This is a genomic window from Luteibacter sp. dw_328, from assembly GCF_018449605.1.
Taxonomy (GTDB): Bacteria; Pseudomonadota; Gammaproteobacteria; order Xanthomonadales; family Rhodanobacteraceae; genus Luteibacter.
This window is the reverse complement of the sequence record NZ_JAAVUW010000007.1, coordinates 192,372-217,255: the sequence shown is the minus strand read 5'-3', so window position 1 is coordinate 217,255 and position 24,884 is coordinate 192,372. Positions and strand designations below refer to the sequence as shown.

23 protein-coding genes are annotated in these 24,884 nt (G+C 65.3%); 14 read left to right on the top strand and 9 right to left on the bottom strand.

Going from position 1 to position 24,884, the window contains the following annotated elements; all coding sequences use genetic code 11:
• Nucleotides 1-8 precede the first annotated feature (8 nt).
• Nucleotides 9-674 carry a hemolysin III family protein gene (locus HB634_RS17815; RefSeq protein ID WP_197478296.1) on the bottom strand — a complete coding sequence of 222 codons (666 nt, stop codon included), beginning with the start codon at nt 672-674 and terminating at the stop codon, nt 9-11.
• Between the two features lie 128 nt (nt 675-802).
• Between HB634_RS17815 and HB634_RS17810 the strand changes: the two genes are divergently transcribed.
• Both HB634_RS17810 and HB634_RS17805 read left to right on the top strand, forming a co-directional pair.
• Complete coding sequence (locus HB634_RS17810) at nt 803-1,630, top strand: universal stress protein (RefSeq protein WP_063572042.1); 828 nt, start codon at nt 803-805, stop codon at nt 1,628-1,630.
• Nucleotides 1,631-1,821: 191 nt separating this feature from the next.
• Entirely contained in the window at nt 1,822-2,487 is a 666-nt protein-coding gene (locus HB634_RS17805) for an energy transducer TonB (protein ID WP_213949562.1), read from the top strand.
• A 42-nt stretch (nt 2,488-2,529) separates the two neighbouring features.
• On the opposite strand, the gene HB634_RS17800 is transcribed toward HB634_RS17805, so the two are convergent.
• A complete protein-coding gene (locus HB634_RS17800; protein ID WP_218625542.1) occupies nt 2,530-2,823 on the bottom strand; it encodes a hypothetical protein in 294 nt (97 codons plus the stop codon).
• Between the two features lie 168 nt (nt 2,824-2,991).
• On the opposite strand from HB634_RS17800, the gene HB634_RS17795 reads away from it, so the two are divergent.
• Nucleotides 2,992-3,570 (top strand): cysteine dioxygenase family protein, encoded by a 579-nt coding sequence (locus HB634_RS17795; protein WP_063572039.1) that lies wholly within the window; start codon nt 2,992-2,994, stop codon nt 3,568-3,570.
• 46 nt (nt 3,571-3,616) lie between these two features.
• The gene (locus HB634_RS17790; RefSeq protein WP_213949561.1) at nt 3,617-5,011 is read left to right on the top strand and encodes an FAD/NAD(P)-binding protein; all 1,395 of its coding nucleotides are present in this window, start codon (nt 3,617-3,619) and stop codon (nt 5,009-5,011) included.
• A gap of 1 nt (nt 5,012) precedes the next feature.
• On the opposite strand, the gene HB634_RS17785 is transcribed toward HB634_RS17790, so the two are convergent.
• Complete coding sequence (locus HB634_RS17785; RefSeq protein ID WP_213949560.1) at nt 5,013-6,029, bottom strand: zinc-binding alcohol dehydrogenase family protein; 1,017 nt, start codon at nt 6,027-6,029, stop codon at nt 5,013-5,015.
• Between the two features lie 16 nt (nt 6,030-6,045).
• The gene (locus HB634_RS17780; protein WP_213949559.1) at nt 6,046-7,233 is read right to left on the bottom strand and encodes an MFS transporter; all 1,188 of its coding nucleotides are present in this window, start codon (nt 7,231-7,233) and stop codon (nt 6,046-6,048) included.
• 116 nt (nt 7,234-7,349) lie between these two features.
• On the opposite strand from HB634_RS17780, the gene cls reads away from it, so the two are divergent.
• Together cls and HB634_RS17770 are read left to right on the top strand one after the other, a co-directional pair.
• Nucleotides 7,350-8,771, top strand: coding sequence for a cardiolipin synthase (cls, locus tag HB634_RS17775; RefSeq protein ID WP_063573722.1), 1,422 nt, complete (start codon nt 7,350-7,352; stop codon nt 8,769-8,771).
• A gap of 119 nt (nt 8,772-8,890) precedes the next feature.
• A complete protein-coding gene (locus HB634_RS17770; RefSeq protein WP_255548675.1) occupies nt 8,891-9,655 on the top strand; it encodes a prolyl oligopeptidase family serine peptidase in 765 nt (254 codons plus the stop codon).
• 106 nt (nt 9,656-9,761) lie between these two features.
• Here HB634_RS17770 and HB634_RS17765 read toward each other — a convergent pair whose 3' ends face one another.
• The 5 genes from HB634_RS17765 to HB634_RS17745 all read right to left on the bottom strand — a co-directional run bounded on the left by HB634_RS17765 (nt 9,762) and on the right by HB634_RS17745 (nt 14,491).
• Nucleotides 9,762-10,157: a hypothetical protein gene (locus tag HB634_RS17765; RefSeq protein ID WP_063572848.1), complete on the bottom strand. Its 396-nt coding sequence runs from the start codon at nt 10,155-10,157 to the stop codon at nt 9,762-9,764.
• A 30-nt stretch (nt 10,158-10,187) separates the two neighbouring features.
• Nucleotides 10,188-11,375: an MFS transporter gene (locus tag HB634_RS17760; RefSeq protein ID WP_231873969.1), complete on the bottom strand. Its 1,188-nt coding sequence runs from the start codon at nt 11,373-11,375 to the stop codon at nt 10,188-10,190.
• A gap of 233 nt (nt 11,376-11,608) precedes the next feature.
• Nucleotides 11,609-12,625 carry a Gfo/Idh/MocA family oxidoreductase gene (locus HB634_RS17755; RefSeq protein WP_197478372.1) on the bottom strand — a complete coding sequence of 339 codons (1,017 nt, stop codon included), beginning with the start codon at nt 12,623-12,625 and terminating at the stop codon, nt 11,609-11,611.
• A gap of 14 nt (nt 12,626-12,639) precedes the next feature.
• Nucleotides 12,640-13,632, bottom strand: coding sequence for an inositol 2-dehydrogenase (gene iolG, locus HB634_RS17750; protein ID WP_063572845.1), 993 nt, complete (start codon nt 13,630-13,632; stop codon nt 12,640-12,642).
• The gene (locus HB634_RS17745) at nt 13,625-14,491 is read right to left on the bottom strand and encodes a MurR/RpiR family transcriptional regulator (protein ID WP_213949558.1); all 867 of its coding nucleotides are present in this window, start codon (nt 14,489-14,491) and stop codon (nt 13,625-13,627) included. Before HB634_RS17745 ends, iolG begins: the two co-directional genes overlap by 8 nt.
• Nucleotides 14,492-14,690: 199 nt before the next feature.
• Between HB634_RS17745 and HB634_RS17740 the strand changes: the two genes are divergently transcribed.
• Genes HB634_RS17740 through HB634_RS17705 form a run of 8 tightly spaced genes read left to right on the top strand, consistent with a single transcriptional unit; the run spans nt 14,691 to nt 24,803 of the window.
• Nucleotides 14,691-15,734 (top strand): sugar ABC transporter substrate-binding protein, encoded by a 1,044-nt coding sequence (locus HB634_RS17740; RefSeq protein ID WP_063573761.1) that lies wholly within the window; start codon nt 14,691-14,693, stop codon nt 15,732-15,734.
• Nucleotides 15,735-15,756: 22 nt separating this feature from the next.
• Nucleotides 15,757-16,890: an ABC transporter permease gene (locus tag HB634_RS17735; RefSeq protein ID WP_063573762.1), complete on the top strand. Its 1,134-nt coding sequence runs from the start codon at nt 15,757-15,759 to the stop codon at nt 16,888-16,890.
• An 11-nt stretch (nt 16,891-16,901) separates the two neighbouring features.
• On the top strand, nt 16,902-17,690 hold the full coding sequence (locus tag HB634_RS17730) for an ATP-binding cassette domain-containing protein (RefSeq protein WP_213949557.1): 789 nt from the start codon (nt 16,902-16,904) through the stop codon (nt 17,688-17,690).
• A 13-nt stretch (nt 17,691-17,703) separates the two neighbouring features.
• The gene (gene iolC, locus HB634_RS17725) at nt 17,704-19,674 is read left to right on the top strand and encodes a 5-dehydro-2-deoxygluconokinase (RefSeq protein ID WP_213949556.1); all 1,971 of its coding nucleotides are present in this window, start codon (nt 17,704-17,706) and stop codon (nt 19,672-19,674) included.
• A complete protein-coding gene (gene iolD, locus HB634_RS17720) occupies nt 19,671-21,554 on the top strand; it encodes a 3D-(3,5/4)-trihydroxycyclohexane-1,2-dione acylhydrolase (decyclizing) (RefSeq protein ID WP_063573326.1) in 1,884 nt (627 codons plus the stop codon). The genes iolC and iolD overlap by 4 nt, the downstream gene beginning before the upstream one ends.
• Nucleotides 21,551-22,459, top strand: a complete 909-nt coding sequence (gene iolE / locus HB634_RS17715; RefSeq protein ID WP_213949555.1) for a myo-inosose-2 dehydratase — start codon at nt 21,551-21,553, stop codon at nt 22,457-22,459. Before iolD ends, iolE begins: the two co-directional genes overlap by 4 nt.
• The gene (iolB, locus tag HB634_RS17710; protein WP_213949554.1) at nt 22,456-23,253 is read left to right on the top strand and encodes a 5-deoxy-glucuronate isomerase; all 798 of its coding nucleotides are present in this window, start codon (nt 22,456-22,458) and stop codon (nt 23,251-23,253) included. Before iolE ends, iolB begins: the two co-directional genes overlap by 4 nt.
• A gap of 26 nt (nt 23,254-23,279) precedes the next feature.
• Nucleotides 23,280-24,803: a CoA-acylating methylmalonate-semialdehyde dehydrogenase gene (locus HB634_RS17705; protein ID WP_213949553.1), complete on the top strand. Its 1,524-nt coding sequence runs from the start codon at nt 23,280-23,282 to the stop codon at nt 24,801-24,803.
• Nucleotides 24,804-24,884: the final 81 nt, after the last annotated feature.

Genomic DNA, 24,884 nt, shown 5'->3' with positions numbered 1-24,884 from the left:
GCCCGTGGTCAACGCGCCGGCGCGTCGGGGATGACGTAAAGCAACACCGCCAGGAAATGCAGGACGCTTCCGGCCAGGACGAAAACATGCCAGATGGCGTGATGGAAAGGCAGCTTCCGCGCCAGGTAGAAAGGCACGCCCAGCATGTAAGCCAGGCCGCCGCCGAAGAGCAGAAGCAGGCCGCCCGTTTCCACGTGCTCGCGCAGCGGCTCGATCGCGATCACCGCGACCCAGCCCATCAACACATACATCAACACCGCGGCCTTGCGGTACCGCTTGAGGATGCCGAGTTCGGCCAGGCTGCCGATGATCGCCAGGCTCCAGATCGTGCCGAAGAGGCCCCAGCCCCACGCGCCCGGCAGGGCAAGCAGCGTGAACGGTGTGTAGGTTCCGGCAATGAGCAGAAAGATCGCGATGTGATCGAACGTGCGTAGGACGCGCTTGGCCGCGACGCCGGGGATCGAGTGGTACAGCGTCGATGCGGTGTAGAGCAGGACCAGCGTGCTGCCGAAGACCGAACTGGCCACCACGGCGCGCTGGCCGCCATACATCGCCGAGAACGCAACGAGGACGGCCAGCCCGGCGATGCTCAACACGAGGCCAATGGCGTGGATCACGCTGCTGGCGACTTCCTCGGCGAAGGGATAGCTCGGTTGGACGCTTTCGGTGGCCATGGCAATTCCGGACGACACAAAGAACGGAGCGTAACCGATGCGACGCGTTGTTGCGAAACACTCTCAATTGGACCCACGGCGCGGACACGGACATTGACCTGCATGCATCCCGCGTTGTTCCATGGGCCATGACACTCGAACTGCTCGTGCACATCGGTCGTCTTCCTCCGCAAGGCGCAGGGCTGCGTGCCGCGCTGGCCATCGCCACGCGCATCGACGCAAGACTCGACGGCATGCACGTGGTGGACCTGCCTGCCGCCGCCTTCACGGTTCCCGAAGCGGTACCGATGCAGCTGGATGCGGTCCGGCAGCGCTCCACCGACGCCAAGGCGGTCGGTGCGGACTGGACGGCACTGCTCGAGTCGCGGGGCCTCAAGGGCAACTGGCGAGTGGGCAATGGCGACACCGTCACCCTCCTGTGCCATGCCTCCGCCGGTTACGACATGCTGGTCATGGAGCGCTCGTCGACCATGCGCGGCGATGCACCGGTCGGCTTCGGTGTCGTCTCACGCACCGTCTTCGGCGCCAGCCGCGGGGTGCTCGTGGTACCCGAGGCGGCACCCGTCGAGACCCTGGGCGAACACGTGCTGGTGGCCTGGAGCGGAAGCCGCGAATCCGCGCTGGCCGTGCGCTCGTCGCTTCCGCTACTGCGCAAGGCCGCCCGGGTCACCGTCATCGACGGTAGCCGCGATGAAGATCTCGATACCTGCGCCCTGCCCGACACCGACATCTGTGGCTGGCTCGACACCCATGGCGTGAAGGCCGAGGTGCGCCGGCTGGATGCTGCCGCCCAGCCAGCGCCGGGACCGGCGCTGCTCGACCTCGCGCATCAGGAGGGGGCCGATCTCATCGTCATGGGCGCCTGGGGGCGGTCGCGGTTGTCGGAGATGGTCTTGGGCGGGACCACCCGATTCCTGTTCATGCAGTCCGATGTGCCGATGCTGGTTGCGCACTGAGGCGACCCCGGAAGAGCATCGCCGCTGAAGCGGCTCCCACAGTTACCTACTGAGCCGTCTAGACGGCCCTCTTGCAAGTTCCTTCGAAGCCTGCCTACTCTGCAACCGGACCTGAACACGATCCCCGCCGGTCCCCACCGGCCGTGTTCCCGACCATGCCTTACCTTCCCCCACGTTGCAGGAGGTGGCTCATGTCGTTCGCTCGTCCGCAATCCCTGGCCGGGGTTCACCCGGATACCGTCCGCATCGTCGCCATGAGTGCAGCCATTGCACTGAATGCCGCTGCGCTCATTGCCGTCATGCGACCCATGGTCGCGCACATGGTCGACGCGCCGGCGTTGCCCAAGGCATTCGTTCTCCAGTTCGTCGAACCCCCTCCGCCGGTGAAACCGCCCCCGCCGATCGAGCTCGAGCGCCTGCCGACCAAGGCACCCGTCATTACCCACGTGCAGAAGCAGGTCGAAGCACCGCCGGTCGTCGCACCGCCCGTCGCCAGCGACGAAGGCTCGGCACCGATGGTGCCGCCCGCACCGGCGGTCGATACGATCGCCCCGCCCTCCGTCCAGGCCGGACCGGTCGAGGCCACGCTGGCCTACGTCGCCGCACCCGCGCCGAAGTACCCCGCCCAGGCCATTCGCGGCCACATGCAGGGCACGGTGACGCTACGCGTGCTTGTGGACGAGACCGGTAAGCCGCTGGATGTCGTCATCGAATCCAGCAGCGGGCACGATCTGCTCGACCGCGCCGCTCGCGATCAGGTCCTGGCCAGGTGGCGCTTCCAGCCGGCGCAGGCAAATGGACACACGGTCCAGGCCTGGGCGCGTATCCCGGTCACCTTCGACCTCAGAAGTATCTAAGGCGCGGCAACGAAACGCCCCGGCTAGGCCGGGGCGTTTCACTCAGCGGTGGGTAGCGGGCATCACGACCACGTCCGGGCGGCGCGACGACCGCGCAATGGCCCAGACGATGAAGGCCAGTAAGGCCACCGGGAGAAGCACGGGCAACAGGGCCAGGGCGACGACAGGCGCTACCAGCAGCATCGCCACGCCGCCGATCACGGCGCCCAGGATGCCGCCGACGATGCTGAAAACGCCGCCAATGATGCCGAACACCAGCTTCAGCACGGCGCCGAGCAGCGCGAAGACCAGCCAGAAACCAACGGCAAGGACGACGAGCGAGGTGAGGACGATCATGGCTTTACTCTCCGTGGGTCGATAGCCGCCAGGTGGCGGTTCCGACAGTTCGATGCGGCCTGTGTGGAAAGAGTTTAAACCGACTCTCGAAAGTCCCGGGTTACGAGTGTTTAACGGGGCCCATGCTCCACTTCCCGCCAGTTGATTTCATGTGGACGGCCTCGGGCCATGGGTAAGCGCTCCTCCATCATCAAGACCTTGCGGGACATCGCGCTCGATCATTCGGACGTGGAGCACCCCGACCTCGCCTCCATGGGGCGGGAGATCGGCCGCGTGCTGCATGGCCGCAGCGCCGATGTCATCGAAGCACTGGGGCCGTTGCGCGAACGTCGCCGCGGCTTCGAACGCTGGATGGTCGCCGAGCGCGCCCGCCCGGGTGTCAGCATCCTGGTCCTCGCCTGGCCGCCGGGCTACGCCACGCCGGTGCACGATCACGGCGGACTCTGGGGTCTCGAAGCCATGATCGCGGGTGCTCTGGAAGTGGAATCGTTCGACAAGGACGACACCGACCATTCATTGCGCAGCACCGGCCGGACCTGGCTCGGCCCGGGCGATGCGACCTGGTTCGAAGCCGCCGAAGCCCACGCACACCGCTGCCGCAATTTGTCGCGGCATGACACGGCGCTCACGCTTCACGTGTACGGTGGCGATCTGGCACAGTACCTCGCGTATGAGCAGCCCGGTCCTTCGGGACACTGGATCGCACGACCGAGGCAATCGATTATTGCGGGACGCCTGACGGCCTGACGGTCTAACGGCCCTCCACCCCAACCCAAGGGCGAAGGACCAAAGCATGTTTCATAAAGTCGCCATCATCGGCGGTGGCGCAGCAGCGGCGACGCTGGTGAGCGAATTGCTGGAGCGTCGTACGCCCCGGCCGTTGCACCTGAACTGGTATGCCGGCGCCCCGGGCGCCGGGCGCGGTGTCGCCTACGGCACGCCGTCCGAACGCCACCTGCTCAATGTCCGCGCCGCTTCCATGGGCATGTTCGTCGGCAAGCCGGGCGGTTTCCTCGAGTACGCACAGGCGCTGGATCCGACGGTGAAAGGCTCGGATTTCCTGCCTCGCCGCCTGTATGGCGATTTCCTGCAGTCTCGCGTCGAACAGGCGGTCAAGAACGCCGGTTCGTTCGGACACGACGTGAACGTCATTCCTTTCATGGCCGAGTCGTTGGTGCCTTCCAGTGAAGGCGTGACGATCGGTTATGGCGATGAAGTCGCGCAGGCGGAAGCGGCGGTGCTGGCCATCGGCTCACTGCCTCCCCGCCCGTTGCCCGGCGTGGAAGATGCCGCCATCGCCAGTGGCCGATACGTCACCGATCCCTGGCCGTACCTCGTTTCCGCGCCTGCGGATGAGCGGCCGCTGCGCGTGCTGGTGATCGGTCTCGGTCTCACTGCCGTCGATGTCGTGCTCGAACTCTCCGCGCGCTGGCCGAAGGCGAACTTCACCGCCCTCTCCCGTCACGGCAAGTTGCCCGAGCCACATCTGGCTTCCGCCTCTGCGCCGGGTGAGAAAGACGCCGAACTGATCGAATCGTTACGCGACGACGCCAACGTGCGCGCCTGGATACGCGCCCTGCGCGAGGCCGCGGCGGAAGCCGACGACTGGCGCACGCTGGTCGACGGCCTGCGACCGTATACGCAATCGTTGTGGGCCGACTTGCCCGAAGGCGAGCGTGCACGATTCCTCCGTCACGCCCGTTGGGCCTGGGAGCGGGCGCGCCATCGTATGCCGCCGCAGGTCGCGGCCTCCATCGCCGACCTGGAGCGCGCCGGCCGCCTCACGCGTGGGCGTGGGCGCATGCGTGGCGTATCGCTTTCGCTCGAGGGTGCGCTGGACGTCAAGCGCTTGGTTCCGGGTGGCGGTGAAGCGGTCGAGTCCTACGATATCGTCATTCAGACGGTCGGCCTCAATACCGACACGCTGCGCACCGAGCATCGTCTGGTGCGCCAGCTGGTGATCGACGGCCTGGTCAAACCCGATCCGCTCGGCCTGGGCTTCGCTGCGCTGCCGGACGGCCATCTGCTCGATGGCAACGGCCGGCCGCGCTCGAATCTTTTTGCGATCGGTAGCCTGCTTCGTGGCGCGTTGTGGGAATCGACGGCGATCCCGGAAATCCGCAAGCAGGCCCAGAGCGTGGCGAACATGCTCATGGCCGAGAGTGCCGAGCGCGTCCACTCGCGCTAGGTCAGGAAAAGCCCGCGAGAACGACCTTGCCGATGGTCTTGCCGCTCTCGAGCATGGCGTGCGCCTTGCGCAGGTTGGCCGCGTTGATGGCACCCACGTTCTCGCGCATCGTCGTCCTGATCACGCCCGCATCGACGAGGTTCGCCACCTCGTCGAGGATCCGGCCCTGCTCGGCCATGTCCTCGGTGTGGAACAGCGAGCGCGTGTACATGAGCTCCCAGTGCAACGACAGGCTCTTGCGCTTCATCAGGCGGATGTCGATCGGCTCGGCGGGGTCGTCGATCAGGCCGAACTTGCCGTGCGGCTTGAGCAGCTCGACCAGTGCCGGGAAATGCTCTTCGGTGCGCGTCAGGCCGAGTACGTAGTCGACACCCTCCGGCGCCACCGCCCTCACTTCATCGACCAGTGACTTCGAGTGGTCCACCACGTGGTGTGCGCCCATTGCCTGGACCCATTCACGCGTTTCAGGGCGCGACGCCGTACCGATGATGGTGAGGCCCGTGAGCCGGCGCGCGAGCTGCACGGCGATGGAACCGACACCACCCGCCGCACCGACCACCAACAACGTGGCAGGACGACCCGGCGTGCCGTGTGCAATGCCCATGCGCTCGAACATCAGCTCCCACGCGGTCACGGCGGTGAGCGGCAGGGCCGCGGCTTCGGCCATGCTCAGCGTGGACGGCTTACGGCCGACGAGACGTTCGTCGATCACGTGGAACTCGCTGTTGGCACCCGGCCGGTCGAGCGCGCCGGCGTACCACACGGCGTCGCCGACCTTGAAGCGCCGCACTTCCGGGCCAACCGCGACCACGGTGCCTGCGGCGTCCCAGCCGAGCACCTTGTCGGTACCTTCCGGATCGGTGTTCTTGCGGATCTTGGTGTCCACCGGATTGACCGAGATGGCCTCGACCTTCACCAGCAGGTCGCGCCCCCTCGCCTCGGGCGTGGTCAGCTCGACATCGAGCAGGCTCTGCGGATCGGTCACGGGAAGCGGGGTGCGATAGACGACGGCTTTCATGGAGCTCTCCTGGAAGTCAGGCGCCTTCGGCCACCGCGGTCACGGGACGGCGGCGTTCGAGCGCAACGCTGGCCATCGTAGCAAGCAGGCCGGCCACGGTGACGCCGGCGCCGGTCAGGCTCACCATCGGCATCGAATAACCGGCCGCGAGCACCGCGCCACCCAGCCACGCGCCGCCAGCGTTGCCCAGATTGAAAGCGGCGATGTTCAAGGTGGACGCCAGGTTTGGCGCATCGCCCGCGACATGCACCACACGGGACTGCAACGGCGCGATCGTGGCAAACGCAGCAATGCCCCAGAGGAACACGGTGACGATGGACGCGACGGTCGAATGCATCGTCCAGGCAAACGCGACCAGAAGCGCGGTAAGCACCACCAGGATCCCCATCAGCGAGGGCATCAGCTTCCAGTCGGCCAGGCGGCCGCCGAGCATGTTGCCGATGGTGGTGCCGAGGCCGAACAGAACGAGCACGGCACCGGTCCAGTGGGGGCTGACATGCGACTGCTCCTGCAGGATCGGCGCGATGTAAGTGAACACGGTGAACACGCCGCCGAAGCCCAGCACTGTCATGCCCAGGGCGATCAGGGCCTGCGGCTCGCGCAGCACGCGCAACTCGCGACGCATGTCCGGCGCCTTGAGGTTGGGCAGCGAGGGAACGAAGCGGGCCACACCCAGCGCGGCGATCACGCCCAGCGCCGTCACCGCCCAGAACGTGGAGCGCCAGCCAGCCCACTGACCAAGGAACGTACCGAAGGGCACGCCAAGCACGTTAGCCAGCGTAAGTCCGGCAAACATCAGGGCGATGGCACGAGCGCGCTGGTTGGCTGGCACCAGGTGTGCGGCGACGACGGCGCCGATGCCGAAGAACGAGCCGTGACAGAAGGCGGCCACCACGCGCGCCACCATCAGCACGTCGTAGTTCGGCGCGATGGCGCACAGGGCATTGCCGAGGATGAACAGGCCCATCAGCAGCAAGAGGGCGTGTTTGCGCTCCATCTTCGCGGTGAACGCGGCAAGCAGCGGCGCGCCAACGGCCACGCCCAGGGCGTAACCGGAGACAAGCATGCCAGCGGAGGGAATACTCACCTTCAGGTCGGTAGCGACTTCCGGCAGTAGCCCCATGATCACGAACTCGGTGGTACCGATCGCGAAGGCGGCTACGGCCAGTGCCAGCAGGGGCAGGCGGGACGGAGAGGGGTTCATGCGTTAGGCTCGTTGGAAAGCGATAACGTGGATTGTCCGCCCCAGGCCCTTATGCACATACACCCGCACGCGACAAAGACTCTTGCCGCAGGATTGAAGATCGGGGTCGGAAGCCCATGATCACGTCAATGATCGCGATCGCCGCGTTGGCCCTGCATGTCGCGGGGATCTTCGCTGGCATGCATGCCGTGATGCATACACGCACGGCGCAAGGGGCCTTCGCATGGGTGCTTGGGCTGGTCTTCCTGCCCTACGTGACCCTCGTCCCCTACTTCTTCCTGGGCGCCAGCCACTTTGGCGGCTACGTCGACCTGCACCGCCAGCGCCAGGCACGCTTCTTCATGCTCCACGAGGAAGCCGAACTCTCGGCGCGGCCAGGCCTGCTTCCGGTGACCACCCCCGTGGGCGATGAGCGATATGACGCCATCGGCCGCATGCTGAAGACGGCGATGCACGGCGGCAACGGGCTGGCGCTGCACATCGATGGCGAGGCCGCCTTCAAGGCCATGTTCGCCGCCATCGCACGCGCGGAACATTACGTCCTGGTGCAGTTCTTCATCATCCACGACGACGTGCTGGGTCGACGCCTGCGCGATGCCCTGCTAGAGCGGGCGGCCGCCGGCGTAGAAGTCTGCCTGCTCTACGACGGCATCGGCAGCCACGATCTCCCCTCCAGCTATATCGAGGCCTTGCGCAGCGGAGGCGTGAACGCACACCGCTTCGCGACGCGACGCTGGCGCAACCGATTCCAGCTGAATTTCCGCAATCACCGCAAGGTGCTCGTCGTCGATGGCGTGCGCGGTTTTGTCGGTGGCCTGAATGCGGGCGACGAATACCTGGGCTCGAAGCCGCCGCTGTCGCCGTGGCGCGATACGCACATGGAAATCGAAGGCCCCGCCGTCGCCGACCTGCAACGCGTCTTCGCCGAAGACTGGTACTGGGTCACCGGTGAACGGCCGCCGTCGTCACCGCCGCCGGAGCGCTGCGGCCGCGCCAATACGATGATCGTCGCGACCGGCCCGGCCGACCGCCAGGAAAGCTGCTCGCTGTTTTTCACCCAGGCCATCCATGCGGCGAAGCACCGCGTATGGATTACCACGCCCTACTTCGTGCCCGACCAGGCCGTGTTCGGCGCGCTGCGTCTGGCCGTGTTTCGCGGCGTGGACGTGCGCATCCTCATTCCCTGCCGTCCCGACCATCGCACCGTGTTCATGGCCTCCACGCTCTATGCCCACGAAGCCACCCTGGCTGGCATCCGCATGTTCCGTTACCAGCCCGGCTTCATCCACCAGAAAGTGATGCTGGTGGACGACGACACCGCCGTCGTCGGCAGCATGAACATGGACAACCGAAGCTTCCGCCTGAACTTCGAGATCACGGCGTTGAACGTGGACGAGACGTTTGCCGGCGAGGTAGAAGCGATGCTGACCCACGACTTCGCTCAGTCCGAAGAGGTCAACCAGAACGACTACGATCGACTGACCTACCTGCAACGCGTGGCGCTGCACGTGGCACGCCTCTTCGACCCCGTCCTTTGATATGGGCGCCTTTGTAGGAGCCGATTTATCGGCGATAGGGTGCTCGCGAGAACGTTGCCCGCTGCCGCGGGATCGCCGATGAATCGGCTCCTACAAAAAAACCAGCTTAGGGAACCGACATGCTCCGCAGCCTCGCCTTTCTCACCGCCATGATCGCCACCGGCGCTTCCGCCGCCCCCGCGACATTCGTCGAACGCAGCGTGGACGTCCATGGCAAGACCTACCGCTACCAGGTGTTCGTTCCCGTCGATGTGGAAGGCAAGCATCCCGCCGTGGTCCTGTTCCTGCATGGCAGCGGCGAGCGCGGCAACGACAACCAGGCGCAGCTGTCGCAAGGCCTGCCGCCGTGGTTGAAGCAGCACACCGATTTCCCGGCCGTCGTGGTGATTCCGCAGGCGCCGAACGATACCGAGTGGACCGACAAGGCCGATGCCGACATGGCCCTGGCCGCGCTCGAGAAAACCGTGAAGGAATTCCACGGCGACCGTAAACGCCTGTACCTCACCGGCTTGTCCATGGGCGGTTTCGGCTCGTGGCAGATCGCTGCCGATCACCCGGGCATGTTCGCCGCCGCGGCCATGATCTGCGGTGGCGTCGAACCGCTCCCGGGCGACGGTCGCAACCTTTACGTGCACGGCGTACCCAAGGGCGACGATGCGTATGCCTGGGTGGCGAAGAAGATCGGCAAGCTGCCGGTGTGGATCTTCCACGGTGGCGACGACAACGTGGTGCCGACCGAACAGTCGCGCCGAATGAACGCGGCGCTGATCGAGCGCCACGCCGTCGTGAAATACACCGAATTCCCCGGCGTGAATCACGGCTCGTGGGAAAAGGCCTATGCGACGCCCGACCTGTGGGACTGGATGTTCAGCCACAGAACCTGAGGATACTTTCTGTAGGAGCCGATTCATCGGCGATCCGGTGCTCGCGATAACCCGGCCCCGCTGCCGCGGGATCGCCGATGAATCGGTTCCCACAGGGAATAGCGCGTTACGAAGAGCGCATGCCAGCAAGGAGGCGCTTGAAGCCGCCGGAGAACATCGCCCAACCGATGCACGCGCCGATCAAGGCGCCGACGATGTCGAAGAACACGCGCAGGCCGATGGCATCCGGATCGTGCACGGCGGCGAGCTTCAGCTGCAAGAGTGTCAACGACTGCAGCGGCGCCATGGTGAAGTAGAGCAGGTCCCACATGTCCTGACCGCCGCCGATCGCCACCGCGAGAACGAAGGCGATGGAAATCTCCTTGCCATCGCTCCAGCCGTTGGGTTTACCGGCGAAGGCGTGGAGCAGCGCGTAGACGATGATGCCGACGAGCAAGGCGATCCCACCCGATTCCAGGGCGCCGAGAACGCCAAAGTCCATCCAGCTGCGGTCGTACGGCATGTAGGAAACTCGTAAGGGATCAGGCGGCCATTATGCCCGTGCGTCGGCCCTTTGATCGCGCGGCGGCGCATCGCGGCCGAAACGCATGTATAGCGATACCGAAAGGATCGCCGCGGCGAGCGAGGTGAAGCCCGCGACCAGGAAGATCGCAGGGTAGTCGTACAAGCCTGCGATCCAGCCGCCGACGGGCCCGGTCAGGCCGAGCGCGACGTCCAGGAAGACCGAATACGCGCCGAGGGCGGCGCCGCGGTTGTGCGTGCTGACCCGACCGACCGCTTCCACGCCCAAGGCCGGGAAGACCAGGGCAAAACCCGAACCCGTCAACGCGGCACCCGCCAGCGCGGCATGCGGCGTCGTGCCCAGCCAGAGCAGGATCAGGCCAAGGCACTCCACCAGGAACGACACGATCGCCACGCGATAGCCGCCGAAGCGGTCGATCGCGTTACCGAAGATCAGCCGGATGCCAATGAAGCAGCCACCAAACACCGAGAGGGAAAGCGCCGCATCGGACCAGTCACGGCTGGCGTAATACAACGCCACGAAGGTGGACAACGAACCGAAGCCGATCGACCCGAGCGCCAGTCCCACGCCATAGGGCATGACGCGAGTCAGCACGCTCTTGAACGGCAGACGCTCGCCATGGCTTGGCGCGACGCGCGCTTTCATCAGCGCGAAGGGCAGCGCTACGAGACCCAGCGCGAAGGTGAGGATACCCAGCGCAATGAAGCCATGGTCCCGCGCCAACATCACGCCCAGCGGCGCGCCGACGGCAATACCGCCGTAGGTGGCGATGCCATTCCAGGAGATGACGCGTGCGGTGTGCTCACCGCCGATGCCGCCGATGCCCCACGTGATCGCTCCTGTGCTGACCCAGCTTTCGGCGAAACCAAGACCGAGCCGGCTGAGCAGGATCAGGGCAAGCGACAGCCCCGGCATCTTCGGCACGATGGCGCCCAGTGCCAGGAACAGGCCGGAAATCGCCAGCACGACCAGACCGGCGACCACGGTGCGTTTCGGGCCCATCGCATCCGCCATGCGCCCGGCATGAGGTCGACTGAGCAGGGTCGCAAGATACTGCGCACTCACGGCCAGGCCGGCGATGATCGTCGAATAGCCGAGGTCCAGATGCGCGAAACCTGGCAGCACGGCAAGCGGAATGCCGATGCACAGGTAGCAGACGAAGGAAAAGACGACCGAGGAAAGGATGCGCGCGGTCACGGCGAAGCGCCGGCCGCGGGTGGGAACTAGGGAGGGGAGAGACATGGCCGGCCCATTATACCGTGGCGTTGCTGCGGTGCGTCATAGTGGGTTTATGAAGGGTTTTTCATGGGGGATCACCGCCAGCACCTATCGCCCATCGCCGCTGAAGCGGCTCCCACAGAGAGAGCGAGGGCTGAGGGAAGCCGTGACCCTGTGGGAGCCGATTCATCGGCGATGCTCTTCAACCCGCCTCAGTCCAACAAAACCGGCTGCCCGCTCTGCAACGACTCCCGCAACGCAATCGCAATCCGCGTCGCCTCGACCGCATCATCCATGGTCAGGTCGAACGGCGTGTCATCCAGCACCGCATCCACGAAATGCTTCGCCTGAGTCACGAACGCCGGTGCAAACCGCTCATAGAACGACGGCACGACCGTATTACGCACACCATTCGCATCGGCAATCTCGACACGGTCCGCACGGGGATTGCGACCCACGCTCAAGCGCCCCGCCGTGCCCGTGATGTCGGTATGCGTGTCGTGCCCATGCGCCTGCGTCCGCGAGGCGTAGAACATCGCCATGCGGCCACCTTCGAACTCCACGATGGCGATGCCGTTGTCCACGTCACCCATCGCTTCCAGTGGCGGATACATCGCCACCGTGCCGGCCGAATACACTTTCTTCGCCTTCGGACGGCCGAGCAACCAGCGCGCCAGATCCACGTCGTGCACGCTGCAATCGAGAAAAATGCCGCCGCTGGTCGGCGCGAACTTCAGGAACGCTCCGCTCGGATCGGCCAGATCGGTGGTCTGCGAATAGACCAGGAAGGGACGGCCGATACCACCCGCCTCGATGTGCTGGAATGCGTGCTGGTAGCTTTCGTCGAAACGACGGACGAACCCCACCATGGCGCGCTTACCCGCCTTCGCCGCGTGCGCGGCAGCACGCCGGCAGTCCTCCAGCTCGAGCGACAAGGGCTTCTCGCAGAACACATGCTTGCCCGCGTCCAGTGCTTGCTCGATCTGTGAGGCATGCAACGAGGTTGGCGTGACCAGGAAGATCGCGTCGAGCGAGGGATCGGCGAGCATCTCCTCGTAGCCGTTATAGATGGTGGACACGCCAAGCGTGTCGCGTGCCCAGGCACGCTCACTCTCGACGGGACTGCATACCGCCGCCAGCTCCGCCCGCGGCACGGCGCGGGCGAGATTTTCAGCGTAACGCTGGCCAAGCCGACCGAGGCCGGCCAGACCGATGCGAAGGGAAGTCATCTCGGATGCTCCCCTCAGATGTTCACGGCCACGGCCTGGCCTTCACGCCAGGAACGTGCGGCGGCTTCGGCCAGTTCCAGCGCCTTGATGCCATCGGCGATCGTAGTCCGCACTGGCGTGCCTGCGGCAAGCGCGTCGAAGAAATGGGCGATTTCCGCGGCATACGCCTCGCGATAGCGCTCGAGGAAGAAATGCTCGGGGAGGTCATGGGCGATGTTCTTCGCCGTGTGCGAAACCACCTGGGTAGGCGACACATTGCCGGCCTGCAGCATGCCCTTGCTGCCGAGCACTTCGAAGCGCTGGTCGTAACCGTAAGCGGCGCGACGCGAGGTATTGATCTGGCAGAGCCGGCCCTTCTTCGTGCGGATGGTGACGGCGGTGGTATCGATGTCGCCCGCGGCTTCGATCGCCGGGTCGGTGAGGCAGCTGCCGGTGGCATGCACGCTGACGGCCTCGTCGTCGAGGATCCAGCGGAAGATGTCGAAATCGTGGATCAGCATGTCCTTGAAGATGCCACCCGAGCTCTTGATGTAGCTGACCGGCGGTGCACCCGGATCGCGACTGGTCACGACGAGCAGCTCCGGTGTGCCGATCTCACCCTCTTCCAGGCGCTTCTTCAACGCGGAGAAGGTCGGATCGAAACGACGCTGGAACGCGATCATGCAGACCACACCGGCTTTCTCGACGGCGGCCTGGCAGGAGCGCGCGCGCTCGACGTCCAGGTCGACCGGCTTCTCGCAGAAAATCGCCTTGCCTGCGGCGGCGGCGCGATGGATCAGGTCCGCATGCGTATCCGTGCTGGAGCCGATCACGACCGCGCCGACGGCGGGATCATTGAGGGCCTCGTCCACCGTGGCGACCTTCGCGCCATGCTTGTCCGCAAGTTCCTGCGCCGACGGCGCGTGCACGTCCACCACGTAGCGCAGGTGCGCTTCCGGGTGGCGGGCGACATTGCCCGCGTGAATCTTGCCGATGCGACCGGCACCGAAAACGGCAACTTCAATCATCGTATTCTCCTCGGGGAAGTGTTTCTTCAACTGTGAGTTCGAGCCGATAGGCCAGCGCAACGAACAGCGCCTGGCACAGGCACATGGTGCTGGTGAGGCCACGGAACGCGAACGCGCTCCCCTCCTTCACCTTGAGCAGAACGTCCGAGTGGCGCGCGAGTGGACCGAGATCGCTCTCGGTAATGGCGAGCACACTAGCCTTGTGTTGTTGCGCGACGCGCATCGCGTAGAGGGTTTCCTTGCCGAAGGGCGGGAAGCTGATCGCGATGAGCGCGTCGCCCTTGCCCATGCTGCGCAACTGCTCGCGGAACATGCCGCCCAGGCCACTGACCAGGTGCACGCGTTTCTGCGTGTGCTGCAGCGCATAGGCGATATAGGCGGCGATGGCGAATGAGCGGCGCACGCCCATCACGTAGATGTTCTCCGCCGTGGCGAGCATGTCCACGGCCTTCTGGAAGCGCGTTTCATCGAGTTCGTCGGCCAGTTCATCCAGGCCGGCACGGCTTGCATCGATGAAGCGCGAGGCGATTTCCACCGCCGGCATGGTCGAGGCGCGGTTCTTGATGACACTGCGGATGCGCTGCTGGTAGCTGCGCGAGGGCGAGGCCTGCGCCGTGAATGCCTCGCGGAACACCGCCTGCATCTCGGTGAAGCCGGAATAGCCGAAGCGCTGGGCGAAGCGGACCACCGCCGACGCATGCACCCCGCAGCCTTCGGCAATCTCACCGACGCGCAAGACCATGATCGAACTGCGATGTTCCTCAAGGTACCGGGCCACCCCCTGCAACTGGCGCGGCAGGGCCTCGAACTCCTCGGCGATGCGCTGCATGAGGGCATCGGCTTCGCTGCGTTTGGCCATCGGGGCACTCCATGGGGACCGGCCGCATTGAAGCACGCGATAGAACATATTTTCCATTTATTTTTTTGCTGCAATGCAAATTGCAACGCTGGAACAGCCGGTCCATGCTCGGTCCGCTCTCGGCAAAAAAGCGGCCTGCACGGCCGCATCGCGTTCGACACCCGTCCGGCCGGTAGAACCGGTCTCCTGTGGAGGCACTATGCGATCCAAACTGATTCAAGCCACCCTGGCTGCAGCCCTTGCCCTCGGTCTCGGCCTCGCCGCCCCCGCCTCCCAGGCGGCCCCGGGCGACCGTTATGTCCTCGTGACCCACGCCGCCGACTCGGACTCCTGGTGGAACACCATCAAGAACTCCATCAAGCAGGCCGGCGAAGATTTCGGCGTAGACGTCGACTACCGCGGTTCAGGCAACGGCGACCTCAGCGAAATGGCCCGCCAGCTGGAATCGGCCGCCGCCCGTAACTACCAGGGTGTCGCCTTCGATATCGCCAGCTTCGCCGTGCTCAAGGCGCCGGCCGCCAAGGTCTCGGCCAAGGGCATTCCCATCGTCACGATCAACTCCGGCACGCCGGACGAGAGCAAGAAACTCGGCGCGATCCTGCACGTCGGCCAGGGTGAGTACGACGCCGGTAAAGCCGCCGGTGACCGCGCCAAGGCGGCCGGTGTCACCAGCTTCGTCTGCGTGAACCATTACGCGACCAACAACGCGTCATTCGAACGCTGCCAGGGTTTTGCCGATGCGATCGGCGTGAAGGACTGGCGCAAGACCTCGATGATCGACACCGGCATGGACCCGACCGTGGTCGCCAGCAAGGTCAGCGCCTACCTGCGCAGCAACCCCAAGACCCAGGCCATCCTGGCCCTTGGCCCGAATGCCGCCGAGCCGACCATCAAGGTGGTCAACGACATGCACCTGGTCGGCAAGATCAACTTCGGCACGTTCGACCTGTCGCCCGCGATCATCGCCGGCATCAAGTCCGGCACCATCCAGTACGCGATCGATCAACAGCCGTACCTGCAGGGCTACATGGGCATCGCCGCCCTGGTGATCGCGCATGACCAGAAAACCAACGATCCGGCAAAGATCATCGCCACGCTGAAGGCCAACCCGAAGTTCCAGGCGCGCCTGAAGCAGTACGACCTGCACCCGGTCTATACCGCCACCGGCGTGAGCTCGGGTCCCGCGTTCGTCACCAAGGACAACGTGGCGACGGTTGAGAAGTACGCCGGCACGTACCGCTAAGCGATCGGAAGGACCAAGAACCATGAGTGCCATCAACGAGAGCGTTACGAACATGATTGAACCGAAATCCACGGACGAACGCGTACGCAAGCTGTCACCGTGGCGCATCCTGCTGGACCGCCCCGAACTGGGGTCCATTGCCGGCACGGTGCTGGTCTTCGCCTTCTTCGGCGTTTTCGCCGGCGGCTCGGGCATGTTCGCGCTCGATGGCATCATCAACTGGGCCCAGGTGGCCGGCTACCTCGGCATCATCGCCGTGGGCGCCTGCCTCCTCATGATTGCCGGTGAATTCGATCTGTCGATGGGTTCGATGATCGGATTCGCCGGTGTCATGGTGGCCATTCCACCCATGTATCTCGGCTGGCCGCTGTGGGCCGCGGTGATCTTCGCCTTCGTCGGCTCCATGGCGTTGGGCGCGCTCAACGGCTACCTCGTCGTACGCACGAAGCTGCCGTCGTTCATCGTCACGCTCGCTTTCATGTTCATCCTGCGTGGCCTCACGCTGGTGCTTTCCACCAGCTTCGCCAACAGCACCATCGTCAGCGGTATCGGTGACAAGTTCACCGACGACCCGGTCATCTCGGCGCTCTTCCAGGGCACCACGTTCCACTGGCTGTTCAATGGACTGGCCAGCATGAACCTGATCACCAAGCTGCCCAGCGGCGACCCGGTGGTCGGCGGCCTGCCCAAGGTGCTCGTGTGGTGGATCGTCATGGCCCTGGCTGCCGGCTTCGTGCTTGCCCGCACCCGTTTCGGCAACTGGATCTACACCGTCGGCGGCGATTCCAACGCCGCGAAGAATGTCGGTGTGCCGGTACGTCGCGTGAAGATTTCCCTGTTCGTGCTCACCGCCTTCTGTGCCTGCCTGTTCGGCGTGCTGCAGGTGGCCGACGTGGGTTCCGCCGCAGCCGATCGCGGCTTGCAAAAGGAGTTCGAGGCGATCATCGCCGTGGTCATCGGCGGCACCCTGCTCACGGGTGGCTTCGGTTCGGTCATCGGCGCGTGCTTTGGCGCGCTGATCTTCGGCGTCGTGCAGATCGGCATCTCGTACACCAATATCGATTCCGACTGGTACCGCGTCTTCCTCGGCGGCATGTTGCTGCTGGCGGTGCTGTTCAACCATTACATCCGCAGCCGCGCTGCGGCGACGAAGTGAGGAGTGCCACCATGGCCGACGATTACATCCTCGAGCTCGACGACGTAAGCAAGTTCTTCGGTACCGTCATTGCCCTGCAGGGCGTCACGCTACGCCTCAAGCGCGGCGAGGTGCACTGCCTGCTCGGCGACAACGGTGCCGGCAAGTCCACCCTGATCAAGACCCTGGCCGGCGTGCATCAGCCGAGCTCGGGCTCGTATCGTGTCGATGGCGAGGAAGTGCGTTTCAACTCGCCACGCGAAGCCCTCGACCGCGGTATCGCCACGGTCTACCAGGACCTGGCGCTCGTGCCCCTGATGAGCGTGGCGCGCAACTTCTTCGCCGGTCGCGAACCGCGGAAGAAGCTGTTCGGCGTCATCCCCGTCATCGACATGAACTACGCCAACGAAACCGCGCGCGACAAGCTGGCCGAGATGGGTATCCGCGTGCGCGACGCCAGCCAGCCCGTTGGCACGATGTCCGGTGGCGAGCGCCAGTGCCTGGCCATCGCGCGCGCCATTCATTTCGGCGCCAAGGTGCTCATCCTCGACGAGCCCACGGCCGCTCTCGGCGTGAAGCAGTCCTGCAACGTGCTCAAGCTCATCCATCAGGCACGCGCGCGTGGCATCTCGGTGATCTTCATCACGCATAACGTGCACCACGCTTACCCGATCGCCGACAGCTTCACGCTGCTCAACCGCGGCCAGTCCATGGGTACCTTCGCCAAGAAGGACATCACCAAGGAAGCCGTGCTCGACATGATGGCCGGCGGCACCGAGATCCAGAGCCTGGTCGACGAACTGGAAGGCCGCGCGGCCTGATTACGGAACCCTTATGCGAAGCCCCCTGCCCCGTTCCCCCTCCCGCCCCATCGACGTCGCCTGCCTTGGCCGGCTCGCCGTGGACCTCTACGCCCAACAGATCGGCGCCCGCCTCGAAGACGTCACCAGCTTCGCCAAGTACCTTGGCGGCTCCTCGGCCAACGTCGCTTTCGGCACGGCCCGACTGGGCATGCATTCGGCGATGCTCGCCCGCGTTGGCGACGACCACATGGGCCGCTTCCTCACCGAGACACTGGCCGCCGAAGGCAGCGATGTCAGCCAGATCCGGATCGACCATGAGCGCCTGACCGCGCTGGCCATCCTCGGCATCAAGGATCGTGAAACCTTCCCGCTGCTGTTCTATCGCGAGAACTGCGCCGACATGGCGCTGACCGCGGACGATATCGACGAAGCGTTCATCGCGACATGCCGGGCGCTCGCCATCACCGGTACGCATTTTTCCGAGCCGGGCGTCCATGCGGCCAGCTCGCGTGCGATCGAGCTGGCCCGCAAGCACGACGTGCGCACCGTGCTGGATATCGACTACCGCCCCGTGCTCTGGGGCCTGACCGGCCGCGGTGAAGGCGAGCAGCGTTTCGTCGCCGCCGACCACGTCACCCGTCACCTGCAGGCCATTCTTCCCGGTTTCGATCTCATCGTCGGTACGGAGGAAGAGTTCCATATCGCGGGCGGTAGCGAAGACCTCATGGCCGCCCTGCGTGCCGTTCGCGGTATCACTGCGGCCACCCTCGTGGTCAAGCGTGGCGCCATCGGCTGCAGCGTCATCGAGGGCGTCATTCCCGCGAGCATCGACGATGCACCGACGTATCGCGGCAGCCGCGTCGAGGTGCTCAACGTGCTCGGCGCCGGCGATGCCTTCCTGTCCGGCTTCCTCACCGGCTGGCTGAGTGGCGAGAGCATCGAGCGTGCCTGTGCCTTCGCCAATGCCTGCGGCGCCATCGTCGTATCTCGCCACGGTTGCGCGCCAGCTATGCCGAGCCGCGCCGAACTGGATGCCTTCCTCGCCCGTGAAGGCGGTATCCCGCGACCGGACCTGGATAAGGAGCTTTCCCATCTGCACCGCACCTCGGTGCCGCGCAAAACCTGGGACGATCTCTACGTCTTTGCCTTCGACCACCGCACGCCGTTCTTCGAACTGAGTCGTGATGTGGGCGGTCACGAGGCGAACATTCCGCGGCTGAAGGAACTGCTGGTCGAGGCCGTCGCCGCGACGGAGCGCGCCGGTCAGCTGCACGGGCACATCGGCCTGCTTGCCGACGACCGTTACGGTCAGGACGCGCTGAACTCAGCCAGTGGCCGTGGCTGGTGGATCGGTCGTCCGGTGGAAGTCCCCGGCTCCAACCCGCTCGAATTCGAACGCGGCCGTTCCATCGGCACGCAGCTGGTGAGCTGGCCGAAGGAACACGTCATCAAGTGCCTGGTCGCCTTCGATCCGGACGCCGACCCGATGCACCGCGTGGAGCAGGAGACCCAGCTGCTGGCCCTGTATGACGCAGCAAAGGTGAGCGGCCACGAACTGCTCCTCGAGGTCATTCCGCCGGGCTGCAAGGACGCCGCGCACCGCGACGACCAGGTGCTGCGCGCGATGAAGCGCATCTACAACCTCGGCATCCGGCCGGACTGGTGGAAGCTCTGTCCGCCGCGTCGCGAGGCCTGGGGCGCGATCGATGCGCTCATCCACGAGCGGGATCCCTACTGCCGAGGCGTCCTCCTGCTCGGCCTCAATGCGCCGGTGGAAGCGCTGGCAGCCGGCTTTACCGACGCCCTCGACAGCTCGACGGTGCGCGGCTTCGCCGTGGGCCGTACGCTCTTCATCGAGCCCGCTTCGGCCTGGCTGGCCGGCAAGATCGACGACGCCACCCTGGTCGCACAGGCCCGCGCGGCGTTCGAACGCATGATCGCGCTGTGGCGCGACGGACGGCGCACGCCGGACCAGCGAATGAAGGAAGGCGCGGCCGCATGAGCGCAACCATCCGTCTTACCACCGCCCAGGCGCTGATCCGTTACCTGGCCGCCCTGCGCGGCCGCGACGCGGACTCCGATGAATCGGCGCCGTTGTTCGGCGGCGTCTTCGCCATCTTCGGCCACGGCAACGTGGCTGGCATCGGCGAAGCGCTGTACGAAGCCCGCGACAAGCTGCCAACCTACCGCGCCCATAACGAGCAGGCCATGGCGCATGCCGCCATCGCTTATGCGAAGACGAACATGCGTCGCCGCATGATGGCCGTGACCACATCCATCGGTCCCGGTGCCACCAACCTCGTCACCGCGGCCGCGCTCGCTCACGTGAACCGTTTGCCGGTACTCCTGCTGCCAGGCGACATCTTCGTCTCCCGCGCGCCGGATCCGGTACTCCAGCAGCTCGAGGATTTCTCGGACGGCACGGTGTCGGTCAACGACACGCTGCGCCCGGTCTCGCGTTACTTCGATCGCATCGTCCGCCCGGAACAACTCCTCGTCGCCCTGCCCCGCGCGATCCGAGCACTGACCGATCCCGCCCTCTGCGGGCCGGTGACACTGGCCCTTCCGCAGGACGTGCAGGCCGAGGCCTGGGATTTTCCGATCTCGTTCTTCGAGCCACGCGAAATCGTCTTCCGCGCACCGCAACCGACCGACGACGAGTTGATGTACGCACTGGACGCGATCGAAGCCTCGGAGCGCCCGGTGATCATCGCCGGCGGTGGTGTCCTTTATGCGAAGGCCTCGCACGCGCTGCTCGACTTCGCCGACAAGCACGGCGTACCGGTGTGTGAGACCCAGGCCGGCAAGGGCGCCTTACCCTGGAACCATCCCCTGCACCTCGGGCCCGCCGGCGTGTCCGGGTCATCCTCAGCCAACGCCCTGCTTCGCGATGCCGACCTGATCATCGCGGTGGGCACGCGTCTCCAGGACTTCACCACGGGCTCGAACGCCCTGTTCTCGCACGTACCCATCCTGTCGGTGAACGTGAATGCGTTCGACGCACTGAAGGGCGAAGGCCTCGAAGTGATCGGCGATGCACGTCAGGTCCTCGACGACCTGAGCTTCGGTCTCGAAGACTGGGCCGCACCCGATGCCTGGACCACACGCTCCCGCGATGCCGCCAGCGAGTGGGTGCACGTGGTGTCGCGCATCACCGAACAACGCAGCGCACCGCCGGGCCGCCTGCCTTACGATGGCGAAGTGATCGGCGCGGTGCAGCGCTCGTCGTCGCAGTCGACGGTCAACGACATCGTGCTCTGCGCCGCCGGCACCCTGCCCGCCGAACTCGAGAAGCTGTGGCGCACGGAAACCCCGGGCGGCTATCACATGGAATACGGCTACTCGTGCATGGGTTACGAGATCGCCGGCGGCCTGGGCGCGAAGATGGCCGCGCCGGAGCGCGAAGTCGTCGTCATGGTCGGTGACGGCAGCTATCTGATGATGAACTCGGAGATCGCCACCTCGGTGATGCTCGACGCCAAGCTCATCATCGTGCTGCTGGACAACCGCGGCTACGGCTGCATCAACCGTCTGCAACAGGCGACCGGAAGCGCGCCCTTCAACAACATGTTCGACGACTGCCTGCAAGGCGGCCACGGCATGCCGATGATCGACTTCGCGGCGCACGCCCGTTCGCTTGGCGCCATCGCCGAGCACGTGGCCGACATCGCCGGGCTCGAAGCGGCCATGGAGCGGGCACGCGACGCTGACCGTACCTATCTCATCAGCATCGATACCGACCACACGCGCACGACCGAAGAAGGCGGCGTATGGTGGGAAGTGGCGGTGCCGGAAGTTTCCACGCGGGAAGCCGTGCGCGACGCGCGCGCGGGCTATGAATCCGCCACCGTGGGCCGCAAGGCCAGGAACACGCCAGCATGAAGAATGATCCCATCCGCATCGGCATCAACCCGATCTCCTGGAGCAACGACGACCTCCCGTCGCTCGGTGGCGAGACACCGCTTTCCACGGCGCTCAGTGAAGGCAAGGCCATCGGTTACGAAGGCTTCGAACTCGGCAACAAGTTCCCGAAGGATCCCGCCGCGTTGCGCGACCTGATGGCCGGCTACGGACTCGACGTCGTCTCCGGCTGGTATAGCGGCCGCGTCGCGGCGCGCCCGGCGAAGGACGAGATCGTCGCCGTGGAGACCCACCTTCGCCTGCTCGCCGAGAACGGCTGCAAGGTCATGGTCTACGGCGAGGTGGCCGATGCCATCCAGGGCGAACCGCATCCGCTCTACAAGCGTCCGCGTTTCCGTACGGCGGACGACTGGAAGCGTTACGGCGACAACCTCACCGAGTTCGCGGCGTTCACGCTCTCCCGTGGCGTGCGCCTGGCGTACCACCACCACATGGGTGCCTATGTGGAATCGCCCGACGATGTCGACCAGCTCATGGCCAACACCGGCGACGACGTGGGCCTTCTCTTCGACAGCGGCCACACGTATTTCGGGGGCGGCGATCCGCTCACTGTCCTGAACAGGCATATCGATCGCATCTGCCATGTCCACTGCAAGGACGTACGCCCCGGCATCGTGCGCATGGCGCGCAACCGCCACTGGACCTTCCTCGAATCCGTGCTCAACGGTGCCTTTACCGTGCCGGGTGACGGCTGCATCGATTTCGCCGGCATCATCGACCGGCTGAAGTCCCACGGCTACAAGGGTTGGCTGGTCGTCGAGGCCGAACAGGATCCTTCCGTCGCTCCCAGCTTCGAATTTGCCGAAAAAGGCTACAACACGCTGCGTTCGCTGCTCGATGGCGTGTCGGTGCGGGAGGTCGCATGAGCCTGCTGGTCAAGGCCGCCGCCAAGGGCGAGGCCATCGTTCGCGTCACGCCGGAATCCGCCCACTGGAAGCACGTCGGGTTCGAGGCACGTCGTCTCGTTGCCGGCGAGACGACCGAGATCGCGTTGCCCGCCGACCGTGAAGGCTGCCTGGTGATCCTTACCGGCACGGTCGACGTCATCGTCGGCGGCCACGACTGGAAGGGCCTGGGTGGGCGCGAGAGCGTGTTCGAAGACCGTTCCACCCACGCCATCTACGCGCCGCCGTCGTCGGTCTATAAGGTGACCGCGCAGTCCGACGCGGAGCTCGCCGTCGCCTCGGCACCCGCCAGTGGACGCCTGGACGTCCGCCTGATCGAGCCCGGCTCGATGAAACGCTCCGTGCGCGGCACCGGCGCCAACACGCGCTACGTGTGCGACGTGCTCCCGGAGACCGAGCAGGCCGAATCGCTGCTCGTGGTCGAAGTGCTGACGCCCGCCGGCCACTCCTCCAGCTATCCGCCACACAAACACGACACCGACGCCCTCCCCGACGAAAGCGTGCTCGAAGAGACCTACTACCACCGCATCGATCCGCCGCAGGGCTTCGCCTTCCAGCGTGTCTACACGGACGACCGCGATATCGACGAATCGATGGCCGTTGGCGACCACGACGTCGTGATGGTGCCGCGCGGCTACCACCCCGTGGTGATGCCGCACGGCTACCGCGGCTACTACCTCAATGTCATGGCCGGTCCCCGCCGCGAATGGCATTTCCGCAACGATCCCGCCCACGAATGGATGATCGCGCGCTGAGGCGCCGCGATCGGAGAAACCACCTCATGTCCGCCCAGCCCTCCCGCAACACCCTCCCCCGCATCGGTCACTTCATCGCCGGCAAGCCGTATGCCGGTACGCCCTCAGGCACCGCGCCGGTCTACGACCCGGCGCGCGGCGTCGTCGCTTCCGAGGTCGATCTCGCCTCCGTCGCCGATGTCGACCATGCCGTGCGCGCCGCGCATAACGCGTTCCCCGCCTGGTCGCAGCTTCCTCCGCTCAAGCGTGCGCGCGTCATGTTTCGCCTCAAGGAACTGATCGAGCGCGACATGGACCGCCTCTCGCGCGTCATCGTCGCCGAGCACGGCAAGGTGCTGTCGGACGCAAAGGGTGAAATCGTGCGCGGCCTCGAAGTGGTCGAATACGCCTGCGGCATCCCCGAACTGCTCAAGGGCGAGTACACCGAGCAGATCGCCAATGGCATCGATGCCTGGACCATGCGCCAGGCCATCGGCGTCTGTGTCGGCATCACGCCGTTCAACTTCCCGGCGATGGTGCCCATGTGGATGTTCCCGATGGCGATCGCCTGCGGCAACACCTTCGTGCTCAAGCCCTCCGAGCGCGATCCCTCGCTCGCGGTGGAACTGGCCAAGCTGCTCAAGGAAGCCGGCCTTCCCGATGGCGTGTTCAACGTGGTCAACGGCGACAAGACCGCCGTGGATGCGCTGCTCGACCACGAACTGGTGCGCGCGGTGAGCTTCGTCGGCTCGACGCCGATCGCTGAATACATCTATGCCCGCGGCACCTCCCAGGGCAAGCGCGTGCAGGCACTTGGTGGCGCGAAGAACCATATGGTCATCATGCCGGATGCCGATCTGGACAAGACCGCCGATGCCCTGATCGGCGCGGGCTACGGCGCCGCCGGCGAGCGTTGCATGGCGATCTCGGTCGCGGTCGCCGTCGGTGAAGCGACCGCGGACGCATTGGTGGCCCGGCTCGCACCGCGCGTGAAAGCGTTGCGTATCGGCAACGGCATGGACGAAACCGTGGAGATGGGTCCGGTGGTCACCGGTATCCACAAGGACCGCATCACCGGCTACATCGACGACGGTGTCGCCTCGGGCGCCGAGCTCGTCGTGGATGGCCGTGGCTACCAGGTCGCCGGGTGTGAGCAGGGATTCTTCGTCGGCGGCACGCTGTTCGACCGCGTCACACCGGCCATGCGTATTTACAAAGAAGAGATTTTCGGCCCGGTGCTTTGCGTGGTTCGCGTGCCTGACTTTGCCAGTGCATTGAAGCTGGTCGACGAACATGAATATGGTAATGGCACGGCGATCTTCACGCGCGACGGACAAATAGCGCGAGAATTTGCGCATCGTGTTCAGGTAGGCATGATTGGCGTGAACGTGCCTATCCCGGTTCCCATGGCATTCCATAGCTTTGGTGGATGGAAGAAGAGTCTCATGGGAGATCACCACGCGCACGGCCCTGAATCCGTGCGCTTTTACACAAAACAGAAGGCCGTTACACAGCGTTGGCTGAACCACGATGAAAGCGCTGGCGCGGAATTCGCGATGCCCACACATTAGTACGACAAAAACACTAGAATGCGGCGGTTGAATGCACGGGGAGTATTGTGCGTTGCAACTTAAATAATCAAAAGCCACAAA